This is a genomic window from Alteromonas sp. Mac1, from assembly GCF_001562125.1.
In the GTDB taxonomy this organism is placed as follows: domain Bacteria; phylum Pseudomonadota; class Gammaproteobacteria; order Enterobacterales; family Alteromonadaceae; genus Alteromonas; species Alteromonas stellipolaris.
This window is the reverse complement of sequence record NZ_CP013932.1, coordinates 2,794,564-2,816,969: the sequence shown is the minus strand read 5'-3', so window position 1 is coordinate 2,816,969 and position 22,406 is coordinate 2,794,564. Positions and strand designations below refer to the sequence as shown.

Sequence of the window (22,406 nt, the reverse complement as noted above, 5' to 3'; positions counted from 1 at the left end):
ATTTGCATTGGGAAACACGATGAGCAAGTTACTTAATCAATATAACTAAGCAGGTTATATGCCTAACTTTCAGGCTGGTATCGACGATTAATATAAAATGGTTAGCGGTTAATTCACGCAGGGTTATTGATTTAACGGTAGTACTATCTGCACGCTTAAACCGCCATCAGCAGGGCTAGTCATTTGTAATCTTCCACCATGTTTTTCAATGGCTTTTTTCGCAATACTGAGCCCTAACCCGAACCCTGAGGTGTGCATTTGGTTACCTGCACGGTAGAAAGGTTGAAGCAACTTTTCGATTTCGTCACTATCAACGCCAGGCCCATGGTCGCGCACGGTGATTACAGCAGTGTTATTCCGTTTCTCCGTGCTCATCTCAACCAATTCACCGCGAGATGAATATTTACAGGCATTACCGATGATATTTTCCAGTGCCTGATGAAGAGCTTCTGCATAACCTGTAATGATAACATTGGGCTCGCAGTTAAGATTTAGTGGAATGCCCGGGTAGTGCACAGCCATATCGTCGGCGATACGTTCGCATAAGGCGTTGATATCGCAAACTTCTGGGGTAGGGTTACCTTTTTCTAACTTTGAATAATCCAATATTTGTTGAATAAGTGCATCCATACGAACGCAATCATTATGAATTTGTTTTACATGGCGACTATCAGGCGTGTGCTGCTCAATAATGGCTGCCGATGCTTGCAAACGAGCCAGTGGTGCGCGAAGTTCATGGGATACATCATGCAACAGTTGTTGCTGATTAGTAGCTGCTTGATGGGTTTTGTTGACCATAAAGCTAATATCAGCGGCTAAATCGCCTAGTTCATCACCACGAGCCATAATGGCTTTAGGTGGCGTAGCAACTTCTTGTTGGTTGGCATAACGGCGACTAAACGCGCCTAGGTAGTTAATAGGGCGTACAATGCCCCAACTTAACAGTGCACTAACAATGGCTGAGGCAATAAAGATAAAAACGAACTGCAAAGATTGAAACCGGTAAAGTACTTGTTTATAGATGCGAGGCGCTTCTGGCAGTCGGGTTTCTACTCGATAGGGCAGTGCAGATAGGCCATACACTAATTTTACCGTCCGATCCCTTTGGGGCACCTTGTTCATACGATAGTGGTAAATGGTTCTACCCGTGTTATCCGATATTTGCATAGCAATAAGATCGCTACGATGTCTAACATTATGACTTATCCAATCTTTTATCTTCCCTTTAGGGACATTACCGTTTGCAAGGTCTTGTTCGTAACGCCATACAATGCGCTCGGCTTGGCTAACTACGCCATTAAAATATCGCTGGTTGTATTCATCAGACGTGTATTTGCTGACTAGCACATACCCTGTGGCAGTCATGACTAATAAGCTAGCTAACCAGAAAGTAAGAAATATTCGCCAGAACAGGCGTTTGAACCCAAACGCATGCTTTATTGAATGCCAAACCTCTGAACGCTTCATGCTATGCCTTAGTTTTGTGCAGGTGAAGTAAGCATTTGATAGCCCACACCACGAACCGATTTAATCACATCGTTTATACCCACCGCACTCAGCTTTTGACGTATTCGGCTTACGTGCACATCCATGGCGCGGTCGTAGGCTTCAAGTGGCCGGTTAAGTACTTCTTCTGTCATTTCTTGCTTTGTGATGGTTTGCCCTACGCGTTCCATTAATAAGCTTAACGCGTTGAACTCTGCGCCCGTTAGGGGCAAAGGGGAGTTGCCAACAAGCGCCGTTCTAGCGCCGCTATCCAGCACAATGCCGTGGAGTTCAGCATGCACAACCGCTTGGGTTGGCGCATTGCCATTTTGGGTGCGGCGAATAATGGCGCGAATACGCGCGCCAAGTTCCCGCGGGTTACAAGGCTTTGCTAGGTAATCATCGGCACCCATTTCTAAGCCAAGAATTCTGTCTATGTCGTCACCACGACCGGTTAGCATAAGAATAGGAGTCTGTTTTTTTGCGCGCACATTGCGCAGCACATCAAGGCCCGACATGCCGGGCATCATAATGTCTAAAACGACCGTATCGAATTCATCGCTTTGTAATAAGCGGGCAACGGCGGCATCGCCACTATTTAAGGTTTCAACTGCAAAGCCGTCGGTCTGCAGGAATTCACTCAGTAGCGCGCAGAGTTCTGCGTCGTCATCTACCAGTAAGATTTTGTATTTTTCATTTTCCATAAAATAGAGATTAACCGTTTTATTTTGAGGACTTTTCAACTTTACTGAACTTTACACTAGCTTAACCCTACTTATCGAATCGTTTATGCATACTTAGCCCCGTTGATGAAACAAAACTGATGAAACAAAACGTTTCCCCCATGTCATGCAGCATCATGACCAAAACAAGTAGGAATATTAAGATGAAAAAATTAATTGCCGGTGTTTTATTGAGTGCATGTATCGCCACTACTGCTTATGCAGGTGGTAAACATTCTGATGACCGTAAAGGTCCTGACTTCTTTCCCATTCACAAAATGACGAAAGTGCTAGATTTAACTGACGAGCAGCAAGACGCCCTAAAAGCGTTGAAAGCCGAACTTAAAGCTGAGCGCAAAGCAAATCGCCCAGAGAAAGGCAGCGAAGACTCATTTAGAGCAAAATTTAAGGCGCTCGATCCGTCAGACGCTAATTACGAGCAAGACTTAAACGAGCTTGCAAACCTAAAAGCCGAAAAAGCGAAAGCACGTTTTCTTAAAATGGCCGATGTACGTGTGAAAGTGAGTGAAATTCTAACTGACGAGCAGCTAGAAAAGTTCGAATCGATGAAAGAAAAGCGTGGCAAGCGTGGTGAACGCGGCGACCGAGATGACAAGCAAGAAAGAAACAGCTAGTCGTAATATAGACATGTGTTTTTAATAAAAGCCCCCGCAGTTGGAAAGTCCAACGAGCGGGGGCTATTTCGTTGGTTATTACTATTTTATGTTCATTAAACTCGCCTGATGTTCTTTATAGCTTAGCGCTATTGGGTTGTTGAACTTGGGCGTATGTAAAAATAGATGAAGGAACCTTGGCAACTTTTTCTAGCGCCTTACGGTCAGTGCTTGGTGGAATCGATGTTAAGCCCATCCAGGTATTACGACAGTTATTTTTCGCGCCATAAAGCGCGGTATCAGCAAGCCCTATTGTGGTTTGCCAATCAAAAATATCGTAATGCTGCTGAGAAAGTGGATAAGCAGCATAGCCAATTGAACAGGTGACATGCTTACGTGTTTCTTCTGAAAGTTGAAATTCAATCGAACCCACTATATCTACCGCTCGCTCTGCCAACACACACGCTTCTTCTCTAGGTGTGTTGTGGACGACGACTAAAAATTCCTCACCGCCCCAGCGAATGAGATAATCAGTCTCACGGAATATACGCTTTAAGCGCTTTTGGGTTTCAACTAAAACCTTGTCACCTGCCTGATGACCATAAGTGTCGTTGATATTTTTAAAGTGGTCTAAATCGATAACGAAAAACAGTATGTCGTAATGGTTTTTAGGCTCGGTGTACCTTTGATCGCAGTTGGCGTAATAACGCTGCACTAGGGCAATATCGCGCTCAATATGTTGTGTTAGATAGCGCCTGTTGTGTAACCCAGTTAGCGGGTCAGTCAAACTGGCCTCTTTAAGCGCTGCGGCCTGTTCACTGAGTTGCTTATTAGCTATCGATAATTCAGTAGTTCTCGCATTCACGAGCTTTTTTAGAAATGCTTGACGGTGTCTGTGATGCTTTACCCCTAGTAAGTGACCTATATACACAGCGACACATAAACATAAGATAGCGACAAATTTTGCTAGCGCGGTTTGATACCACGCTGGCATAACAAGTAACTTACGATGCAATGCATTCTTTTCCCACGTTACCCCATCGTAAGAATACTCAATTTGCAGAGTATAGTCGCCAGGTTGCGGCATCGTAATGACCGCTAAACGTTGCTCAGCATTTGCCTGAATCCAGTTTCCATCTAACCCTATTACACGATAACGATAGTGAGTATGTTCAGGGGTAAGATAATCAAGTGCCGCAAATTCGAAGGTTATTCGTTTTGTCAGTGGAGGAAAGGTTAAATCAGTCGCGGCTTGCCCCAGCGATTCGATTGTATCGTCATGGTGAACCAAAGTAATATCCGTGAGCACGACTGGTACAGGCGGCTTCGAAAATGTGAAGTTATCACTATCAATAATGGTTAAGCCGTTAATGCCGCCAAAAACAATGTCATTCTCATTTGTTATTGTAGCTGCTGAAGGTGCATAAGGGGCATTCACCACGCTTGGTGCAGCGACTGCCCAGCTAACAGCAAATGAATGGCGGTTTATTGCGGCAATGCCTTGGGTAGTACTCACCCAAATATGATCTTCACTTTCTCCTGCGATAGCAGCAATATTATTGCCTGGCAAACCACTAATGCTCTCAATTTGAGTCCAGTCTGCGTATGTAGGTTTAACAAATAAACCTGCAGAGCCTGTACCGACCCAAAGGTAACCATTATCGTCAACGAATAAGCTAGATATATATTGTTGTTTTAATATGGGGTGAGCAATGTAATTTGTAGCCAAGTCGATAGTTTCACCTATTTGAATGTCACCTTTGACCAATCCTTGCCATGTACCAATCCATAAGCGATTTTCATCAATTGCTAACGACGCAATACGCCGCTCTGCGATACTGTCAGCAAATTCGATTTGTTTTTCTATAGCGTTGTGCTGCACCCATAAACCGTCTGTGCCGCCTAGCCATAAACTCGTCTCTGTCGATAAAAAGGCAGTGGTAAATGTTGAAGGATGACGTGTTGATACTGCTAACGGTAGGGCTTGCTTAGTGGCAGAGTCAAGTTCCACTGATGCAAAGTTGCTTGACGCATATACGTCACCATTTTTAGCTACATGCAAGGTTTCAACGGGGTTTTCTGATGTTTCCCAGAGCTGTTCTATTTTGCCATTTACTGGTGACAGGATTTCGATGCCGGCATTACCAGAGCCTACGAACAGTTCGCCATGGTGGGACTGTACCGCGTGTACTTTTCGGTAACTCAAGCTTTTATCAATATTTGCACCACCGAATATATTAATTATCGATTGGTTATTCGCATCGAAAATATTTAGCGTGTGCCCAGCGCCAATCCACACTAATCCTTTGCTATCGGCAAAGGTAGACCAAATATTGTCGTCAGCAAGCGAAGATGGTTGAAGTGGGTTGTGCGAAAACTGGCGGGTTTCATGAGTATTAATATTCACCTCTATCAACCCTTGCCCAAAGGTGCCAAGCAGCAGCAAATCAGGTTTTATTTCGCTCATAGTGAAAAGCCAAGGCAATGTCGAGGTCCCCATCGCTAATTGGCGAAATGGTGCATCCTCATTTTGAACAAATAAACCTTTGTCGGCGGTGCCCACAACGAGGTAGCCTGAAGCGGTCGAAAGAATACTACTGATACGAGGTTTTTTATAACTACCCACTTCTACTCGTAGTGGAGAATGTTCAACGCCGCTACTTACGATATCAACGAGCGGAAACTGAAACAGCCCTTGTCCAGACCCTACCCATAATTGGTGCTTGCTATCTACATGAAGTGCATGGATCCTCGCTCTATCTGGTAGTTCGAATCCCGATAGTTTTTTCGTTTTATCATTGAAAATAAACAACGATCTATCTGATGCAAACGTGAAAATCTTATTGTTGGCAATAGAGGTTATGTTGAGGTTAAGTATCGATACATCCGAAAGTAAACTTTCCTCATATGCATTGAGTTGTAGTTTTTCTTGATTTAAACGGTAAAGGCCTTGTTGAGTACCTACCCATACTTCACCGCTTTTGGTAACAAAGGTGGCTTGAATTTGCGGCGAAGGCGTATCGCTTTGCTTATTTTCAAATGACACCGATTTTAAAGACTGGGAATCCCATCGCCATAACCCTTTGGAATCAACAATCCATTTAAATCCGTCGTTAGTTTCCAATACAGATAGTATTGGGCCGTCAATCAATGAAGTCTTGGCTACAGGCGTGTAAAACGTGGGCTGATGAAGCGTGTGCCAGCTAGAGGTAGCCGAAGCGGGGACACAAAAAAACAATGGCAACACTGATAAAGTGAAACAAAGTTTAAAAGATTTAGTTAACAAAGTAGCGTACCACGTTAATCGTTACTATTAATCCAATGCATACTGATGCACTAAATCACTTTCGTACTTTGAGAATAAAGCGTTGCTATTCCCGTTGCAACGAGAAACAGACGGTAGCAGTATTGATGTAAGCTTTATTTTATAAGTGCTTGTTTGCGTAAACATTACACATGACGAGTTAAATCGTTACATCTATTCAAAAGCGCCTAGAATGTCGATATCAGCAAAATCTTCTTAATGTCTATTTTTCATGGGGTTACAGCGCATTAACCACTTGTGGTGCAAATTATGCTCTTCTTTAAGGTAAGTTGTAATGCAAGCTCGTTTAATAATCGCACGGGCTTCATTATTGCGAATTTTAAGCAGAGAAGGAGAACGCTATGAAAAAGCTGACATTAACCGCCATGGTGGGTGCAGTCTCACTAGCCTTGAGCGCAAGTTGTTTCGCCGGTCATCACGAGGATGAAGGGAAAAAGATTATGATGAATAATCTGAAAACAGGCGAAGCTATCGGAAGCGTGATGGTAAGCAGCTACGATGACGACGGTGTGGTTTTCACACCGAAACTATCAGGGCTAACCCCAGGGATTCACGGCTTTCATGTACATGAAAATGGCGACTGCTCAGCAGCAATGAAAGATGGTAAAAAAGTGTTAGGCGGTGCCGCAGGTGGGCACTTCGACCCTGAAAATACGGGCAGTCACAGCGTACCTTGGTCTGAAGAAGGTCATGAGGGTGATTTGCCAACCCTGTATGTTGATGAAAGTGGCAATGCCACTCAACCTGTATTCGCACCTGAATTGGAGCTTGAAGACATTGAAGGGCGCGCCATTATGATTCATGCAGGTGGCGATAACTATTCAGATTCCCCAGCTAAACTTGGCGGTGGCGGCGAGCGAGTGGCTTGCGGCGTGATTGGTAAGTAACCAGTCTTGAAGATCAATGTTAGTATTTAGCAAAATTGATAATTAAAGCGGCAGAAATGCCGCTTTTTTTGTGTGTTTGAGTTATTCGCAACTGTCCAGGCCAACAAACCTAAAAAGGGTTAAGCGTAGAATAGCGAACTTGCGTTTTACTTCAATGCACTATTGAATATGGCTATACGCTTTTAAGGAGAAAGAAGGTGTTTACATATAAATTCGTATCTAATGTGTTAAAGCCATTGTTGAAACCAGTGTTAACTGCACTAATAGTATTAGCCTCAGCTAATGTGTTGAGTGCAGATAACATTCCGGATGTCGTCGGGGAAATTAGCGGTGAAGCATTGCTTGCACAGCATCCAGCGTTTATGGACGAATATAAGTCGTATCAACCTAGCGACGCTGAAATTGAAGCCGTATCTGCTTTGGAAGACGATACGCTACTCATACTATTTGGCGCATGGTGCCATGACAGTGAAAGGGAAGTCCCCCGACTATTGAAAACACTAGATGCTAGTGGGTTAAATGTCCCTCAATTTACTTTATTCGCGGTTGACAGGAAAAAGAGCGATCCAGAGGGCATAGCAGAAAAGCATGCGCTTAAATATACGCCTACTTTCATATTAATGCGTGATGGTGAAGAAATAGGACGAGTGGTAGAACGTGCAGAAACTAGTTTAACTCAAGATTTACAGGCTCTGGCGGCAGCGGCAGAGTAAAGTCACAGGTAAAAGACTGGCGGATAAAGAATTGAGGAATGGAGAAGTAATGGATAAAGGGCTGGCGAAAAAATAGCCATGAATAAAAGCATCAGTAGGCTTCGATTGCCTGCTGGTTTATCCGCTATATTGATACAGTAGCCTGGATTAAGAGCTAAGCGCTAAGCCCTAAGCCCTATCGCTACTGCCTAATGGCGTTATGAAAAAGATTACTACTTCAACGTGTACTCAAGGGTGATTTTCGTATCTAAAAGCTGCGAAACGGGGCAATTATCTTTTGCTTCCTGAGCAATTTTAGCGAATTCGTCTTCGGTAATTCCCTCAACGCTAGCTTCAAGGCTTAACGCTGACTGACTAATTTCATAACCATCGTCTGTCTTATCTAAACTGATTTTAGCGGTAGTGTTTAGCTCTCCGTCATCATAGCCTGCGCCTGATAACGCAAAAGATAAGGCCATGGTGAAGCAACTTGCGTGCGCCGCCCCTATTAGTTCTTCGGGATTGGTGCCTTTGCTATCTTCAAAGCGTGTATTAAATCCGTAGGGCTGATTAGACAATGCGCCTGTTTCGGTAGAAATACTGCCTTTGCCTTGCTTTCCTAAAGGTTTGTATGCCGCACTGCCTGATTTAACTATGCTCATTTGCTATTTCCTTACGTTTTGACCAAACCGGTTACATGGTTTGAATTTTAAAAGCTTAACGATGCAAGTGCTCTGCCGATGTCACTGATTTTCTGCAAACCAAGGCCATGCGGGCGATAGCGTTGAAGTGATGAGAGTTAACGCAGCTAGTGTCATGAGTTTAATTTCGTTACGGCATGCGAAGGTTACAGGACTAAATGAAAATTTTACCCGTAATTGTAATGTCACTGAAAATGAAAGTTTCTAGGACTTAATCCGTTCTGTATTAGTGAGCCGTATGTTTTTGTCTTCGATAGTTAATTTTAAGGTTAATAATGAAATCTATTTTGCCCGCATTATTGTTAAGCACGTTTATCGCTGCCCCAATTGCCACTGCTGACGAGACTGTTCTGGCTGGTGGATGTTTCTGGTGTATGGAATCTGATTTTGAAAAATTAGAGGGCGTAACCGATGTGGTCTCGGGTTTTACCGGAGGAACAGTGCCCAATCCTACTTATAATGGGAACCATAAGGGGCATTATGAAGCTGTGAAGATAACTTTTGATGAAAGCAAAGTGTCGTATCGAGAAATACTCGACCATTACTGGGTGAATATCGACCCTTTTGATGCAAGAGGGCAGTTTTGTGATAAAGGCCCCAGTTATTTAAGTGCCGTGTTTGTCGCTAATGATGAAGAACGTGCCATTGCGCAGGACACTAAAAATGCGGTAAAAGCGCAATTTCCAAATCAAACCGTGGTTACCCCTATTTTTGATTCATCCACATTTTATCCTATTAAAGGCGATGAGATAGGTCATCAAGATTTCTATAAAAAAAGCCCTGTGCGTTACAAGCTTTATCGCTGGAATTGTGGCCGCGATCAGCGCTTAGAGGAGATTTGGGGAGAGAAAGCAGCAGGTAAGTCTTAGTTACTTGCTTCTTGTCATCATTATTATGTAATGCTGCGGTAGACTTAAACACAGGTCTGCTTTGTGCAGCATTGCTCGGTTTTTACTTTTATCTCGTTATTTTTTCTTTATAGTTAATTTAAATTATAAGTAATGGTTATTTAACACTAAATAGCGATGAAATAACCAAAACGGCTGGAAGTAGTACATGAAAAAGTGCGTTGTAGTAAAGCTTATCTTGCTGTGTTTGGGGTTTTCGTCTTACTTTAGTGTGGCCGAGCAAAACCCAAAGCCGCCACTGCTTGATAGCGATACGCTATTAACTACTGGTTCAAGCTACTTCCCTTATGTTGATAAAAATGTGCAGGATGGTGGCTGGTCTGTTTCTTTGGTAAAAGCTGTTTTCAAGCACATGAATACACCCGTTTATATCGACATTTTACCATGGCAACGTGGTTTCAAATGGGCGCTTGAGGGCAAGTACCAAGGAACATTCCCTTATGTTCATACCGACGAACGAGCCAAGTCTTTTATTTACTCGAAACGCATTAATACAATTCCCGTACGTATTTACACATCAAAAGAGATGAAAGTTAATACACTGGCTGATGTGACAGGGGCTCGCCTTTGTTTGCCATATGGCTATAGCTTAAGCATCGAACAGTCAGAGTTTATCAACGCATATAAGCTTTCTGTTCAACGAGCGGTTGATGCAAGAGGCTGTATTGTTCAAGTATCAAAAGGGTGGGGCGATATAGGCTTTACCAATGGTTACTTGCAAAGAGATCATAACTCAAAACTCCTTGAAGTATTTGACAGTGTCAGCATTATCGATATTCCTGTAGCCACTATTCCGCTTTACTATATTGTTTCTAAAGAGCTTGAAAATGCCCAAGCGCACATCGATGAATTTAATGCGGCATTAGCGTTTATTGAACAATCTGGCGAGCGCGGTCAAATAGATGCGCGTTTTGAGGCCATAGCCAATCAAAAATAGCACGAGTTAAAAGTGTTTCTAGCCATTAAGCGCTTCCATTGGCTTAAACAATCGGATTGTGCGTAATAGATATCCTCTTTCAATTACCGTAAATCGCTAACTACATTGAGCCTAGACTAATTTCAATTGACTGAAATTTATGATTATCCGCATGCTAATTGCGTGATAAGGTCGGCTGGAGTTGTGTTAAAGGTAGTATAGGGGAAAGGGAGACGATATGGTCATCGATGGCGTAGTACTAGCAGGTGGGCTTTCAAGCCGAATGGGGGAAGACAAGGCACTTTTGAAACGTGATGAGCGCGATATGCTTACTTACACAACTGACTTAGTTTCTTCATTACCTATTAAACGTCTATTGATTAGCCGAAATGAAGCCACCACTGTTAGTGTTCAGCCTAGTGACGCTGAAAGTTATTCTATTAATTATGCTAATAAATATGACGATAATTATAAAGTGGTCGATGATGTAGTGGCCAATATTGGGCCTTTGGGCGGAATATATTCTATTGCTATTCAAAGCAACGCGGATGCACTAATTATCACGCCCGTCGATTTGCCCCTGTTGCGAACAGAAGATTTAGAGCAGCTTATCGACAAAGGCACCAGTGCAAAACGGCCTGTTTATTTTTCCCATCACTATCTACCCTTGTTTTTGCCGTTAACGACAGAGGTTCGACAGTACCTTGAAGATGTTGTTAATGGGCAAGTGCCGCAACGTTCAGTCAATACCATGTGTACAAATTTTGATGCAATTGAAGTCTCGCCTGAAAACAACGCGCGGTTAACCAACGTGAATACACCAGCGCAGTGGGATGCCGCTAAAAAATTGCTATCACTGGCCGGAAATTAACGACACTTCAGCGAACATGACCGTACTAGTTAGTGTGTTTATTCATCAGTTGGCTTATGATTTAAACGGTTGTTATAAAGCCGATTATAGTAAACGACCTGTATAAAACAGCTTGTACCAAAACGCGTGTGCTAAGACGTTAGCAAGACAAAGTTTATCAATTACACCAAATTCAATATTACTCGTTCAATACATTTAAGGGTTAACGCAATGCTTTGTATCTCTTTACCATCCGCTAAATCTTTTATGCAGCTAGCTGGCTTGTGCATTAGCAGCGTAGTGGTTTCTTTCACGGTGAGTGCCGCTGATGTCGAGCGGCAAGCCAGCGTTGAAAACCAAGCCTCGGCGAATCGTCAAGAGCTGCTATCCCCCAGCTTGGTTAACGTTGAGCGCTATCCTGAAGCAGATGTTAGCCATCCAGTTCCTCAATTTAGTGTAGATGCAAGCTGGCCTAAAATGCCGAAAACATTAATTATTGGTCAGGTGCCAGGGTTATCGGTAGATAAAAACGATAACCTGTGGTTACTACACCGACCAAACTCACTAAGTAAGCTTGATGTCGGGCTTACCAACAATATGGGGCTTTGCTGTGAAGCTGCCCCTCACGTTTTACAATTTTCACCACAAGGCGACTTACTGAATGCGTGGGGCGGGCCTGAAATATCACCTTCAATAAACGGTGAAAACCAGTGGCCCGCAACGGTTCATGGATTATACGTTGATGATGAAAATACGGTATGGTTGGGCGGAAATGGTGATGGTGACCATGTGGTGCTTAACTTCACGGAAAAAGGGGAGTTTATTCGCCAGTTTGGTATTCGCGGTAAAACAGATGGTAACCTAAGTAAATCAACGCTAGGTAACCCTGCCGATATTTTTCATAACACTCACACTAATAAAGTCTTTATTGCCGACGGGTATATTAATAAACGGGTGACAGCTTTTAACACAGAGGCCAACGAGTTTGACCAATTATGGGGCGCGTACGGTACAGCACCTGGCGGCGGCACGCGAGAAGGTGCGTTCGATGTTTCTCAAGCCACGGCGAATGCCAGTGCTACCAGCACAAAAGCACAAAACTTTGGTGACATTGTACATTGTGTTACTCAAGCAAGTGACGGCAGAATTTATGTGTGCGATAGACGGAATAATCGGATTCAAGTATTCAAAGCTGATGAAAGCGGCACGGTTAATTTTATGCAAGACGTGATAGTGGCGGGCGAAACCGGCGGCTTAGGTACAGCCTCTGATATCGCGTTTTCGCCCGACAATAAATACATGTACGTGGCCGATATGATGAATGGTCGCATTTGGATTTTATTACATGAGAACTATCAAGTGCTGGGTAGTTTTGGTCGACCTGGTCGCTATCCGGGGCAGTTTACTTGGCTTCATAGTGTGGTAGCTGATAGCGAGGGTAACCTGTATACCTCAGAAGTCAGTACAGGCCGACGAGTACAAAAATTTGTACTAACCGGCTTTGAGTCTGAACAATAAGACTAATCAATAAAGCTGGGCAACAGAGCTAGCGCTAGGCATAAATCCAAGCACTTAGCACTAGCGCTAAGCCGAAGAATAAATAGCAGTAATAGGGATGACAATGGCTCGATATTCAAGTGTTAAACCACATTGTGTAAGCAGTAAGCGTAATGAAAGTTTGAGCCTTGGGGCTGCTCTATTTACTAGAGGGGCATTTATTAAAGGGCTATTTATTAAAGGGCTATTTAGTACAAGGCCGTTCACTACAAGGCTATTACGTTTAGTGCCAGTAAGTTTGGTGCTAGCAATAACGGCCTTATCAAGTGCATTGCTGTTAAGCACAGCGGCTGATGCAAAATCAGATGAAGCTGAACATAATCAAAGTTTAAGCAATTCTGCAGCCTCAAGCCAGAGTGTAAACTTAAGCCAAAACATAAGCTTGAGCTCGGGAGCCAAAGGGGTACTGGAAAAGTCTAGTTGCACCGCTAACAATGATGCCAACCTTGAAATAAAAGGCGCGGTACTGCTAATACACGGTTGGGCAGGGCAAAAAGATGAAGTGGGCGACTTATATAAAGATTTATCGCACCAGTTAAGCGCGCATTGTATTGCTTCTGTCAGGTTTGATGTTCGAGGGGAAGCGGAACGTGAAGCAAGTAATTATACGCTATCGAGTACCTTTAAAAGCCGGGTAGAAGATGCGCAGGCCGGACTAGATTACTTGCAAGCGCAGTATCCTAACACGCCATTGGTGGTTGTAGGGTTTAGTTTAGGTGGCGCGACGGCTATGGAGTTGGTCAGTACGCACCCTAAAACCTTTGATGGCATGGTGTTATGGTCTACAGCCCTAAACCCAAATGAAATAGTGACGAATAGTCAAAACTTTAAAGAAGTTCGACGGGCGTTAGAACAAGGGCAAAGCACGTTAAAAAGCTGGGTTGATTTGACCCTTACCCGAAAACACCTAGTGGGAATGTTAGGCTACAATCCTATTCGCAATTTAGGTGATTTTGAAGGAGAAGTGCTAGCAATACGAGGCTCTAACGACTACTTGCCTGCCCATGAAAACGTTATTTTTGAGGCGAGTAATGCGGTGCGTGAAGATGCCTATTATATAGGTGACGCCGATCATATCTTCAACGTATATGAGCCTGATAGAAGCAAAAAAGAAGAAGTGCTGGATTTATCTGTTAATTGGATCAAGCAGCTACTTAAATAACGAAAGTTGCTGTTTCAGCAAAGGACTGAAAACATCAATTGAATAATCAGTTTGAGAAGGCCCAGCTCAGGGGGCCCAGCTCAGATAACTCAGCTTAGAAAACCCAGCTCAGAAATTTCAGTTCAGTAAACAAGGTCGGATAAAGATGGGTAAATAAAAGCTGCCGTGTTAAGTGTTACGGCTTTTCAAAAATTCCATTAACGCGTTTTCGGGCAAGGGTTTTGACCAGAAATAGCCTTGCCCAATGTCGCAGCCAAGTAAAAGTAGCTTTTGCAAGGTCTCTTCATCTTCAATTCCCTCAGCCACCGTCTTCAAGCCTAAGCTGGCTGCCATGTTGATGATGGCGCCTACCAAAGACTCATCGTGCTCCGAGAAACATAAAGGGCTTATAAAAGATCTATCTATTTTAAGCTTTGAAGCGTTAAAGTTTCGAAGATAGCCTAAGTTAGAATAACCCGTACCAAAGTCGTCAATGGCAATGGTAATGCCAAGCTTGCTCAGCGAAGCGAGTTGCTTTTGTATTTGCTCGGTTTCATCAATCAACAACGACTCGGTTAACTCTAGTTCCAATGCGTCTGGCGGTAAGCCCGCTTCGTACAATGCACTTTCTATGGTGCGTTGAAGCTGACCATCTTTAAACTGCATCACCGATAAATTTACTGCCATGCGTATATCAGCATGTCCCTGCTGGCGTAATTGGGCACAAAATTGGGTGGCTTGACGTACTACCCAGCTACCTAACTCATTAATTAAGCCACTACTTTCTGCCAAAGGGATGAATAAGTCTGGCGGGATCATACTCCCATCAGGTTGAGGCCAGCGTAGTAATGCTTCTAGGGTGTTAATGTTGCCACTCTTTAAGTCTACAATAGGCTGGTAGTGCAGCTCGAATTGTTGTTCATTTAGCGCCGGGCGTAACAGTTGTAGCATTTTAAACTTGTTTTCGCTGGCTTTGTCTAAACTCTCGTCGTAATGGTGATAGGTATTGCGGCCATCTTGTTTCGCTTTATACATAGCGATATCGGCTTTTCTGCATAGCTGCTTAAAATCAGTGCCGTCTTTTGGTGCGCTGGCTGTCCCTAAAGAGGCTGAAACCCTTACTTGATTTTGAAATATATCGAAAACAGACGCGCACTGCCCAATCAGAGAATCAGCGAGGGGCGTCAACGCATCACTTTCAGGGTTGATAGGGGCAATAACCAGAAATTCATCACCACCGAAGCGGATGAGATACTGTTTTGGCGACAAGATTTCTGTGAGCTGTTGGGTAAGTAATTTAAGCAATTGATCGCCCGCTGCATGGCCCAACGCATCGTTAATTGGCTTAAAATTATCTAAATCAATAAATAGTAATGCTAATGACTGCCCATGTTCTTCACAATCGCTTAGCGATAAATTAAACAGGGTTTCACCATACAGCCGATTAGGCAAATTGGTTAGGCTGTCATGGTGCGCCAAATGCTGAATTTGCGTGCGACTTTGCGCCACTTTTATATTTTCGCCCTGAAGCGATGTCATCAAATCTTTGATGTCACGAACTAAAATGTAAACACTAAAACCTGTGACGATGAATATCACTAGTGTAAAGATTAAATGTTCCCAACTAAGTGAAGGGATATGGGGAGTGATAATGCCCTGTAATGACAACCCAACAATAACAACACATTGCAAGGTCACGAAAAAAAGCAACGTTAAGAATAAGCCCACACCGCCTAAAATAGCGGCGAAAATTATTAGGGTAGGGTAGCCCAAAATAGCTAAGTCGAATAACCCTGCACCGGTTGCTGCTAGCGCGAACAACATGGAAGATAATGACACCAGCAGGGTAGACGCCGAGGCAAGTACTTTATGTTTATATGCGAACACAAACGCGGCAATTAAGCAGGTAAGGCCGGCAGCAATAATTATAAAGGTAACATTGCGCGCCACAGAAAGAGAAGCCACCAGCCCGAGGGCTGATACTCCACAAATTTGCATGAGTCTACGACGACGTATTTGATTAAACGCGTCTTTATCGATGGTTAAAGCAAAGTTAGGAATTTTAAGCTCTTTCTAGTGACTTAATTATTGAGAGATATATTTATAATAGCTCACTTTCTCGCTAGAGTTGGTTAATTCCAGCGCTTGTATTAATACCTTGTGCCGCTTCCCGATACTTATGTGCAAAGTGAGAATGTGCTATTGATGGTGTTAAAGCACTCCTTGCTTGCTCACCCTGCTACGCTATCAATTCGCTACTCTGCCAATTTTTTACTCTGCCACTGGGCTAGTTCAATATATTTGCTTCAATACAGTAGCCACTTCTTTTGACACCTTTTCATACTCTACCGATTCCACAAAGCCTATGGAAAATGTTTTAGGTGTATTCAAAAACTTGTTTTTCTCATGGCGGCCAAAACCGAGCACAGTCATGTAAGGACGGCTTACGTAGTTGTCGGGGTGAGTATCATCGTCATGATTTAGCAAGAAAATCATTCGGGGAGATGATTCATCGCCAAAGGCATACCATTCAGGGCTAGGTAAATCGCCGTTGAATGAATCATTGATAGGGTGGCGTATGTCAGTAGCAGAATTATACCAAAAGTCGGTGTCATCCATGCTACCGCCAGGCACCCCTTCATATTGCACCCAATAATGATAGCCAGGGCTTACCGTTGTCATTGTGAAATTACAATGGGTAGGGTAAAAATCCCATTGGCCTACCCATTTTCCGTTTTCTGAGGTAAATGCTATACGTACATGGTTCTCAAGCTCGATAAGCACTTCACCTCTGGCAGTGTCAGTGCCTGCATTCATAGCATGAAAATAACTGCCGTCTTGTTTATGGATGGCATTTGGGAAGCCGCGGTATTCACCTTTGTGGCCTGAACCCTTAATGTTGTTAAAACCAATCCAATCTACCCCGTCTTTATCAAGCATGCTAGATAACCCACCACCGTGTTTTTCTAGATAGTAAGTGGCCGACGGGGTTGAAATTATATAAGCAGGTACAGGCCCAGCCGACTCATCTATACCCTCAGTTAAGCGTACTCTGTAATTCTCATTACTCATTGAGCAACCGAAAAGCATAAGTGAAAGTAAACCCATACCTAACCAGTGCGCCAGTATTTGTAGATTTGATACACAAGCAAAAAACTTGCTTATAAACGCGTTAAATAGCTTTATTCTAAGCATGGTTTTTTACTCAATGATGAGGTGGCCGTAGTAGTCTCTTTTCTAGCACTGTGTTTAAGTAGTAAGCCTATAATTAGCATAATGACTGCACAGCCTAAAAACATAAGCCGTCCCCACAAAGGATTTGGGATAAGCATCATAACTAGCATGCCTACGCTCATGATAATAACCATAACTCCGAGTTTATTACGTTGCTGGCGGTCGTAATCGTCTTGCTCAAAATCTGCAATCACTGGGGTTTCTACATCATCAAAGAATCGCTCGGTTTCTGCTTTATGCGCGTCTTTTTCGGGGTTATAAAAAAAGGAAGTTGCACAGAAAAAGCCAGCGGTAATAACCAAGTGGGCAATGATAATTAGCATGAGATTAAGATCGATTGATTCACGGCGGGTAAGTGCTTGTTCTAGTCCAATCCAGTTGGCAAAAAACTCAGGAGTGAATACATTCATCATTAACCAGGACACCGTTAGGCCTATAGCGACGGTTAACCAAGGTGCCCACTGGGGCGTTTTTTTAATAAACAGGCCAAATATTAAGGGAATGAGTAGCGGAACTTGAATCATGGTAGACACGTTCATCATTAACTCAAACAAACTTAGCTCTTTTAATGACTTGAAGAACAGTGCAACGGCGATAACCATAATACCGCTAATAAAACTGACTAAACGGCTAACATTCAACAGATGTTTATCTGACACTTGTTTCTGTTTTTTCAGTAATAAAGGTTGGTATAAGCTTCGTACAAAAATACCCGCGTTTTTATTAAGCGCTGAATCCATTGACGACATAGAAGCCGCGAATAACCCCGCCAGCAACAGCCCAACAGTGCCAAGGGGCATGGCATTACGCGTAAACACAAGATATACCGCATCACCTGCTTTATTGCCTAACTCGGGGTAGGCGGTTGCGGCATCAGGATACAAAATGGCCGATGCCCAAGGGGGAATAAACCAAATAATACTGCCAACGCCCATCAATATCATGGCAAGCAATGCGGCTTTACGTGCGTTTACGGTGTCCTTTGCGTTTAAAAACCGAAACGAGTCGTTTAGATTCATAATAGTGATAAGTTGCTTTGCCAAAAAGAAAACAAAAGTGCCAACAAGTAGTAGGCCGTAGTTCATGTCTGGCCCCATAACAAAATCGACAGGGAAATCGGTTACCAAGGCAACGGGTCCACCTACTTTTACCAGCGCTACAATAGCGCAGGCTATCGAGATGATTGCCACAATAAGGGTTTGTACAAAATCAGACGCTACCACGCCCCAAGCGCCAGACAATACCGACACAAACAGCACGGTAAGACCGGTAGCAATAATGGTTAAACTGATGTCGGCATTAAATACGGCACTAGAGAAAACACCAAGGGCGTTTAACCACACGCCAGCGTTTATCATGCTAAAGATAATCAGTGCCCAAGAGAAAAATTGCTCGTTCTGGCTTCCGAAACGGCGCTTAATGCCTTCAGTGGGAGTGTCGACACGCATTTGTCTAAAGCGGGCTGAAAAGTAAAGCCAGCCACAAAAATACGCAAAAGTATTGGCGAAGAATACTAGGCTTATGGCAAAGCCGTCGCTAAAGGCTTTCCCCGCTGCGCCTGTGAATGTCCATGCAGAAAATTGTGCCATAAAAGCGGTTGAGCCAACCATCCACCATAGCATTCGACCGCCACCACGAAAGTAGTCGCTGGTGGAATTTTTCGCCATCGATTTAAATGCAAAACCAATACCGAGGATCAGTAAAAAGTACCCTGCAATAACGAGATATTCATATATCATGGGACAACCTTTTATTACAGTTGGCTAACGTCTACCCAATTGTCATTTCGACGAATAAGATCGATGAGTTGCTGGTATTGCGCACCTTCTTTAAAGGTTTGATATGGTGAAACCGTTTCACCTTTCACATCGTTCACTAATTCGCGAATTAAATAGCGCCAATTACGTTCGGTGTCACCTTCGCCTTCGGGAGTGTTGTCTATGATGTCTTGCGGTAACGGCAATTCTGTCCACTGGTTGTTTTCGTCATAGTAATAAAGGGGACCGCTGGCATAATGACCTTTTATAAAGATGGCACTCTTGCTGCCATAAACAACGATATGGTCGTCGGTAAAACGGGGTTGTAAACCGCCATGTTTAAACAATACTGAGACAGGCTTTGCTGCAAGTTCACTTTTTAGCTGTGCAAGTACGGTATATGACCATTCTACATTCGATTCACCCCATTTGAGGGTTGGGTCGTTGATATCACTTGGTATAAAGTCGCGTCGCTTTTTGAAATTGTGTACGCCTTCAACAATAGGGGCTTTACCCAAATCATCTCGTACTTCCCCCATCATAGATAAGATTTCTTCACCCACAATTGAGGTGACAATTGAAAGCTTATGGGTAAAGTTGTTGTTTAAGCGCCCGCCACCGTCCTCTTTGCGGTGAGACCAGCCAAAAGGAATGTCACGCTCTAAGTTAAAGTGTGAAATGCACTCTACTTCTAGTGGCTCACCAATCATCCCTTTTTCCACTAAACGTTTGGCGTGAATAACATGAGGCATGTAGCGAAAGCTTGAAGCAAAAGCGGTTTTCACCCCTTTTTCTTTGGCCAATTCATACAGTTTCTTAGCAGAATTACCAGCGGTAGAAAGTGGTTTGTCACTAAATACATGACAGCCAAATTCAATAGCTTGAATTATGGGCGTTTCGTGGGCGCCGCCGGGTGTGGCAATAGAGACGATGTCTGGCTTGCAGTCTTTAAGCGCTTGTTGCCAGTCGGTACTGAAATAGGGGATTGAAAGTTCTTTGGCTACACTTTCCACAACGCTTGGAGTTCTGCCCACTATGCCAACAACGTCTGCACCAGCATATCTAAAGGCTTCTGCATGCCCTTGGCCTGCAAATCCAGTGCCTTGAATTAATACCTTGATAGGGTTACTCATGTTCTTTCCTTTATCGAATTTGTTGTTACAGCGCAAAATAGCTTCACCAGTTCCACAGGGTGCCGTCTTCTAATCGGCTTACCGGTAAGTAAGAGCGTTTGTAAGGGTATTTTTGCGATGCTGATTCATCGAAATCTACGCCTAAGCCGGGTGCGTCTAAAACGGCAACCGTACCGTCTTTAACTTCATAGCGATGGGGGAAGATTTCGTTAAGTTGTTCATTACCAAAACCAACGAACTCCTGAATACCAAAGTTTGGTGCCCAAATATTTAAATGCATATGTGCAGCAAAGCAAACTGGAGATAAGTCAGGTGCTCCATGAGGCGCGGTTTTTACATTATAAATATTGGCAAAATCGGCAATGCGGCGAAGGCCGGTTATACCGCCCGCATGAGTAGCTGCTGCACGGATATAATCTATGAGTTGCTCTTGAATGAGGTTTTTGCATTCCCAAATGGTGTTGAAGGTTTCGCCAATGGCTAATGGGGTAGTGGTGTGATGCCTGATCACCTTATAGTTCTCTTGATTTTCAGCTACGGAAGCATCTTCAAGAAATAACAGGTTGTAAGGTTCTAATAATTTGCCCAATCGGGCAGATTCAATAGGGGTTAGGCGGCTATGCACATCATGAAGTAAATGAACGTCGTTGCCTAAGCGATCGCGGGCTAGCTTGAAAAGGTCTTCCACCATATTAAAGTATTTTAGAGTAGACCAAGGTTCTTCAGGGGGGAGAGGGCGGTTGCCTTGTAATTCAAAGTAGTCTTTTTTATCGCCAAGTACACCATAAGTAACCCCTAATCCGGGGATGGCAGTTTGCAAACGCACGGCTTTAAACCCAGCATCAATATGGGCTTGCGCTTTATCAATGGTGTCTTCAATAGTGTCGCCACTCGCATGTGCATACAAAGTGACTGCCGTACGGCTTTTTCCGCCCAGCAATTGATAAACAGGCATATTGGCAGCTTTACCTTTTATGTCCCACAACGCCATATCAATGGCCGCAATGGCGGCCATATTTATGGGGCCTTTACGCCAATACACCCCTTTGTAAAGGTATTGCCAAATGTCTTCAATGTCGTGGGCGTCGCGGCCAATCAGGCAAGGTGTAATATGTTCTTCAAGGCATGTGACCACCGCCATTTCTCTACCATTTAACGTAGCATCGCCAATACCGTAAATTCCGCTATCTGTAATGACTTTCACGGTAACGAAATTACGTCCCGGACTGCACACAAATACTTTAATTTCTTCAATCTTCACCAGTCTTCCCTCTGCTTAGGATGAAAACATAAAACGTTTTAGTAAAACGTTTTAGTTGACTAAACCTAGCATACAAATGCATAATGTCAACAAGTTGTTAACAATGGTTTAATGAACCTCAGGCTCTTCGAAAAAGCTATGCAAAAAGTGAAATTGGCGGATGTGGCGCGCCTAGCCAAAGTGTCGAACAGTACGGTATCTCAGTACATTAATGGGCGGTTCGACTATATGTCGAAAGAAACCGAGCTTCGGGTTCGGGCTGCTATTAAAGAATTAAACTACACGCCTAACCGCTTTGCTCAAGGTTTAAAAACCACTAAAACCAAGACAATAGGGGTTATCGTTCGGGATATTACCGGTTTTGATACCAGCCGGACCATTCGCGGTGTGGACGACTTCTGTAAAAAAGCAAATTACAACGCGCTTATTTACAACACTGACTTTGATCCCGAGGTTGAAGCTAAGTCGCTAGAGGCATTATTTCAGTTGCAAGTAGACGGGATAATCATAGCGTCATCGGGTAAAAACAATGGCCTTATTGAAGAGTATATTCATAAGGGGCTGCCGATAGTCCACGTGCAATTAGAGCATGACGGCAGCGAGAAGAACCTTGTTTTATCTGATTACCGCAAAGCCGCTTTTGATGCCACAGACTATTTAATCAAATTGGGGCATGAGCGAATTTGCTTTGTGACGCAGGAATTCCAGAACGTTAAATCGAGGAATGAGCGCTATTTAGGTTATACCGATGCGCTTAAAAAGCATGGTATTCAATTTAACGAAGAGTTAGTGCAGTATTGGCAACGAGAAACAGGGTTTGAAAACTCGCCAAAGGCAATTCTTCAATCAGATGCTGCGCCTACCGCGTTTTTTACTCAGCATCTTGCCATCACGACTGAGCTTTTAGCGCATTTAAACCAAGAGGGAGTGAGTGTTCCTGACGATGTTTCTTTGTTAGGTTTTGATGATATTCCCATGACAGAGTTTTTTAAAGTCCCTGTTACGGTAGTAAAACAAGAACCCTACATTATTGGAAAAGAAGCTGCCCAACTTCTTCTTGATTTGATAGATGATAAAGACAGGCACTCGCAAAAAATAATGATTTCCTGTTCCGTAACGCAAAGAGACTCTTGCGCTAGCCCAAAGAACAAAGGGTTGGCGATAAATGCTAGCGGAATAAGTGAAGCGTAGGAAGGACGTTTTACTTATTTGGGAATAAAAAA

Annotated in this window: 18 protein-coding genes; 9 read left to right on the top strand and 9 right to left on the bottom strand. The window is 43.4% G+C overall.

All coding sequences use genetic code 11. The features are described 5' to 3' along the window. Positions 1-123: 123 nt before the first annotated feature. Positions 124-1,467 (bottom strand): sensor histidine kinase, encoded by a 1,344-nt coding sequence (locus AV939_RS12010; RefSeq protein WP_057791084.1) that lies wholly within the window; start codon positions 1,465-1,467, stop codon positions 124-126. 8 nt (positions 1,468-1,475) lie between these two features. After that, a complete protein-coding gene (locus AV939_RS12005; protein ID WP_057791086.1) occupies positions 1,476-2,189 on the bottom strand; it encodes a response regulator transcription factor in 714 nt (237 codons plus the stop codon). 182 nt (positions 2,190-2,371) lie between these two features. On the opposite strand from AV939_RS12005, the gene AV939_RS12000 reads away from it, so the two are divergent. Beyond that, positions 2,372-2,842 carry a Spy/CpxP family protein refolding chaperone gene (locus tag AV939_RS12000; RefSeq protein ID WP_057791089.1) on the top strand — a complete coding sequence of 157 codons (471 nt, stop codon included), beginning with the start codon at positions 2,372-2,374 and terminating at the stop codon, positions 2,840-2,842. 115 nt (positions 2,843-2,957) lie between these two features. On the opposite strand, the gene AV939_RS11995 is transcribed toward AV939_RS12000, so the two are convergent. Next, positions 2,958-6,059, bottom strand: a complete 3,102-nt coding sequence (locus AV939_RS11995) for a ligand-binding sensor domain-containing diguanylate cyclase (RefSeq protein WP_138118191.1) — start codon at positions 6,057-6,059, stop codon at positions 2,958-2,960. Between the two features lie 428 nt (positions 6,060-6,487). Between AV939_RS11995 and sodC the strand changes: the two genes are divergently transcribed. Further along, positions 6,488-7,033 (top strand): superoxide dismutase family protein, encoded by a 546-nt coding sequence (gene sodC / locus AV939_RS11990; RefSeq protein WP_057791092.1) that lies wholly within the window; start codon positions 6,488-6,490, stop codon positions 7,031-7,033. Between the two features lie 197 nt (positions 7,034-7,230). Beyond that, a complete protein-coding gene (locus AV939_RS11985) occupies positions 7,231-7,746 on the top strand; it encodes a thioredoxin family protein (protein ID WP_231701207.1) in 516 nt (171 codons plus the stop codon). A 212-nt stretch (positions 7,747-7,958) separates the two neighbouring features. On the opposite strand, the gene AV939_RS11980 is transcribed toward AV939_RS11985, so the two are convergent. Beyond that, positions 7,959-8,387 carry an OsmC family protein gene (locus AV939_RS11980; protein WP_057791094.1) on the bottom strand — a complete coding sequence of 143 codons (429 nt, stop codon included), beginning with the start codon at positions 8,385-8,387 and terminating at the stop codon, positions 7,959-7,961. A gap of 314 nt (positions 8,388-8,701) precedes the next feature. Here AV939_RS11980 and msrA point away from each other — a divergent pair, with 314 nt between their 5' ends. The 5 genes from msrA (at position 8,702) to AV939_RS11955 (ending at position 13,819) form a co-directional block, all read left to right on the top strand. Next, positions 8,702-9,295 (top strand): peptide-methionine (S)-S-oxide reductase MsrA, encoded by a 594-nt coding sequence (gene msrA / locus AV939_RS11975; protein WP_061997731.1) that lies wholly within the window; start codon positions 8,702-8,704, stop codon positions 9,293-9,295. Between the two features lie 187 nt (positions 9,296-9,482). Beyond that, the gene (locus AV939_RS11970; RefSeq protein ID WP_057791098.1) at positions 9,483-10,271 is read left to right on the top strand and encodes a substrate-binding periplasmic protein; all 789 of its coding nucleotides are present in this window, start codon (positions 9,483-9,485) and stop codon (positions 10,269-10,271) included. Between the two features lie 217 nt (positions 10,272-10,488). Then, on the top strand, positions 10,489-11,121 hold the full coding sequence (mobA, locus tag AV939_RS11965) for a molybdenum cofactor guanylyltransferase (protein ID WP_061997730.1): 633 nt from the start codon (positions 10,489-10,491) through the stop codon (positions 11,119-11,121). Between the two features lie 210 nt (positions 11,122-11,331). Then, entirely contained in the window at positions 11,332-12,618 is a 1,287-nt protein-coding gene (locus AV939_RS11960; protein ID WP_061997729.1) for a beta-propeller fold lactonase family protein, read from the top strand. A gap of 103 nt (positions 12,619-12,721) precedes the next feature. Continuing rightward, positions 12,722-13,819, top strand: a complete 1,098-nt coding sequence (locus AV939_RS11955) for an alpha/beta hydrolase (RefSeq protein ID WP_061997728.1) — start codon at positions 12,722-12,724, stop codon at positions 13,817-13,819. Positions 13,820-13,987: 168 nt separating this feature from the next. On the opposite strand, the gene AV939_RS11950 is transcribed toward AV939_RS11955, so the two are convergent. The 5 genes from AV939_RS11950 to manD all read right to left on the bottom strand — a co-directional run bounded on the left by AV939_RS11950 (position 13,988) and on the right by manD (position 21,183). Further along, complete coding sequence (locus AV939_RS11950; protein WP_231751118.1) at positions 13,988-15,796, bottom strand: putative bifunctional diguanylate cyclase/phosphodiesterase; 1,809 nt, start codon at positions 15,794-15,796, stop codon at positions 13,988-13,990. A 294-nt stretch (positions 15,797-16,090) separates the two neighbouring features. Then, positions 16,091-16,870 (bottom strand): hypothetical protein, encoded by a 780-nt coding sequence (locus tag AV939_RS11945; RefSeq protein ID WP_312038618.1) that lies wholly within the window; start codon positions 16,868-16,870, stop codon positions 16,091-16,093. 110 nt (positions 16,871-16,980) lie between these two features. Next, positions 16,981-18,771, bottom strand: a complete 1,791-nt coding sequence (locus AV939_RS11940) for a sodium:solute symporter family transporter (protein ID WP_061997726.1) — start codon at positions 18,769-18,771, stop codon at positions 16,981-16,983. A 14-nt stretch (positions 18,772-18,785) separates the two neighbouring features. Beyond that, complete coding sequence (locus AV939_RS11935; RefSeq protein WP_061997725.1) at positions 18,786-19,922, bottom strand: Gfo/Idh/MocA family protein; 1,137 nt, start codon at positions 19,920-19,922, stop codon at positions 18,786-18,788. Between the two features lie 43 nt (positions 19,923-19,965). Continuing rightward, positions 19,966-21,183, bottom strand: a complete 1,218-nt coding sequence (manD, locus tag AV939_RS11930; protein WP_061997724.1) for a D-mannonate dehydratase ManD — start codon at positions 21,181-21,183, stop codon at positions 19,966-19,968. Between the two features lie 138 nt (positions 21,184-21,321). Between manD and AV939_RS11925 the strand changes: the two genes are divergently transcribed. Continuing rightward, positions 21,322-22,374 (top strand): LacI family DNA-binding transcriptional regulator, encoded by a 1,053-nt coding sequence (locus tag AV939_RS11925; RefSeq protein ID WP_057791114.1) that lies wholly within the window; start codon positions 21,322-21,324, stop codon positions 22,372-22,374. Positions 22,375-22,406 lie beyond the last annotated feature (32 nt).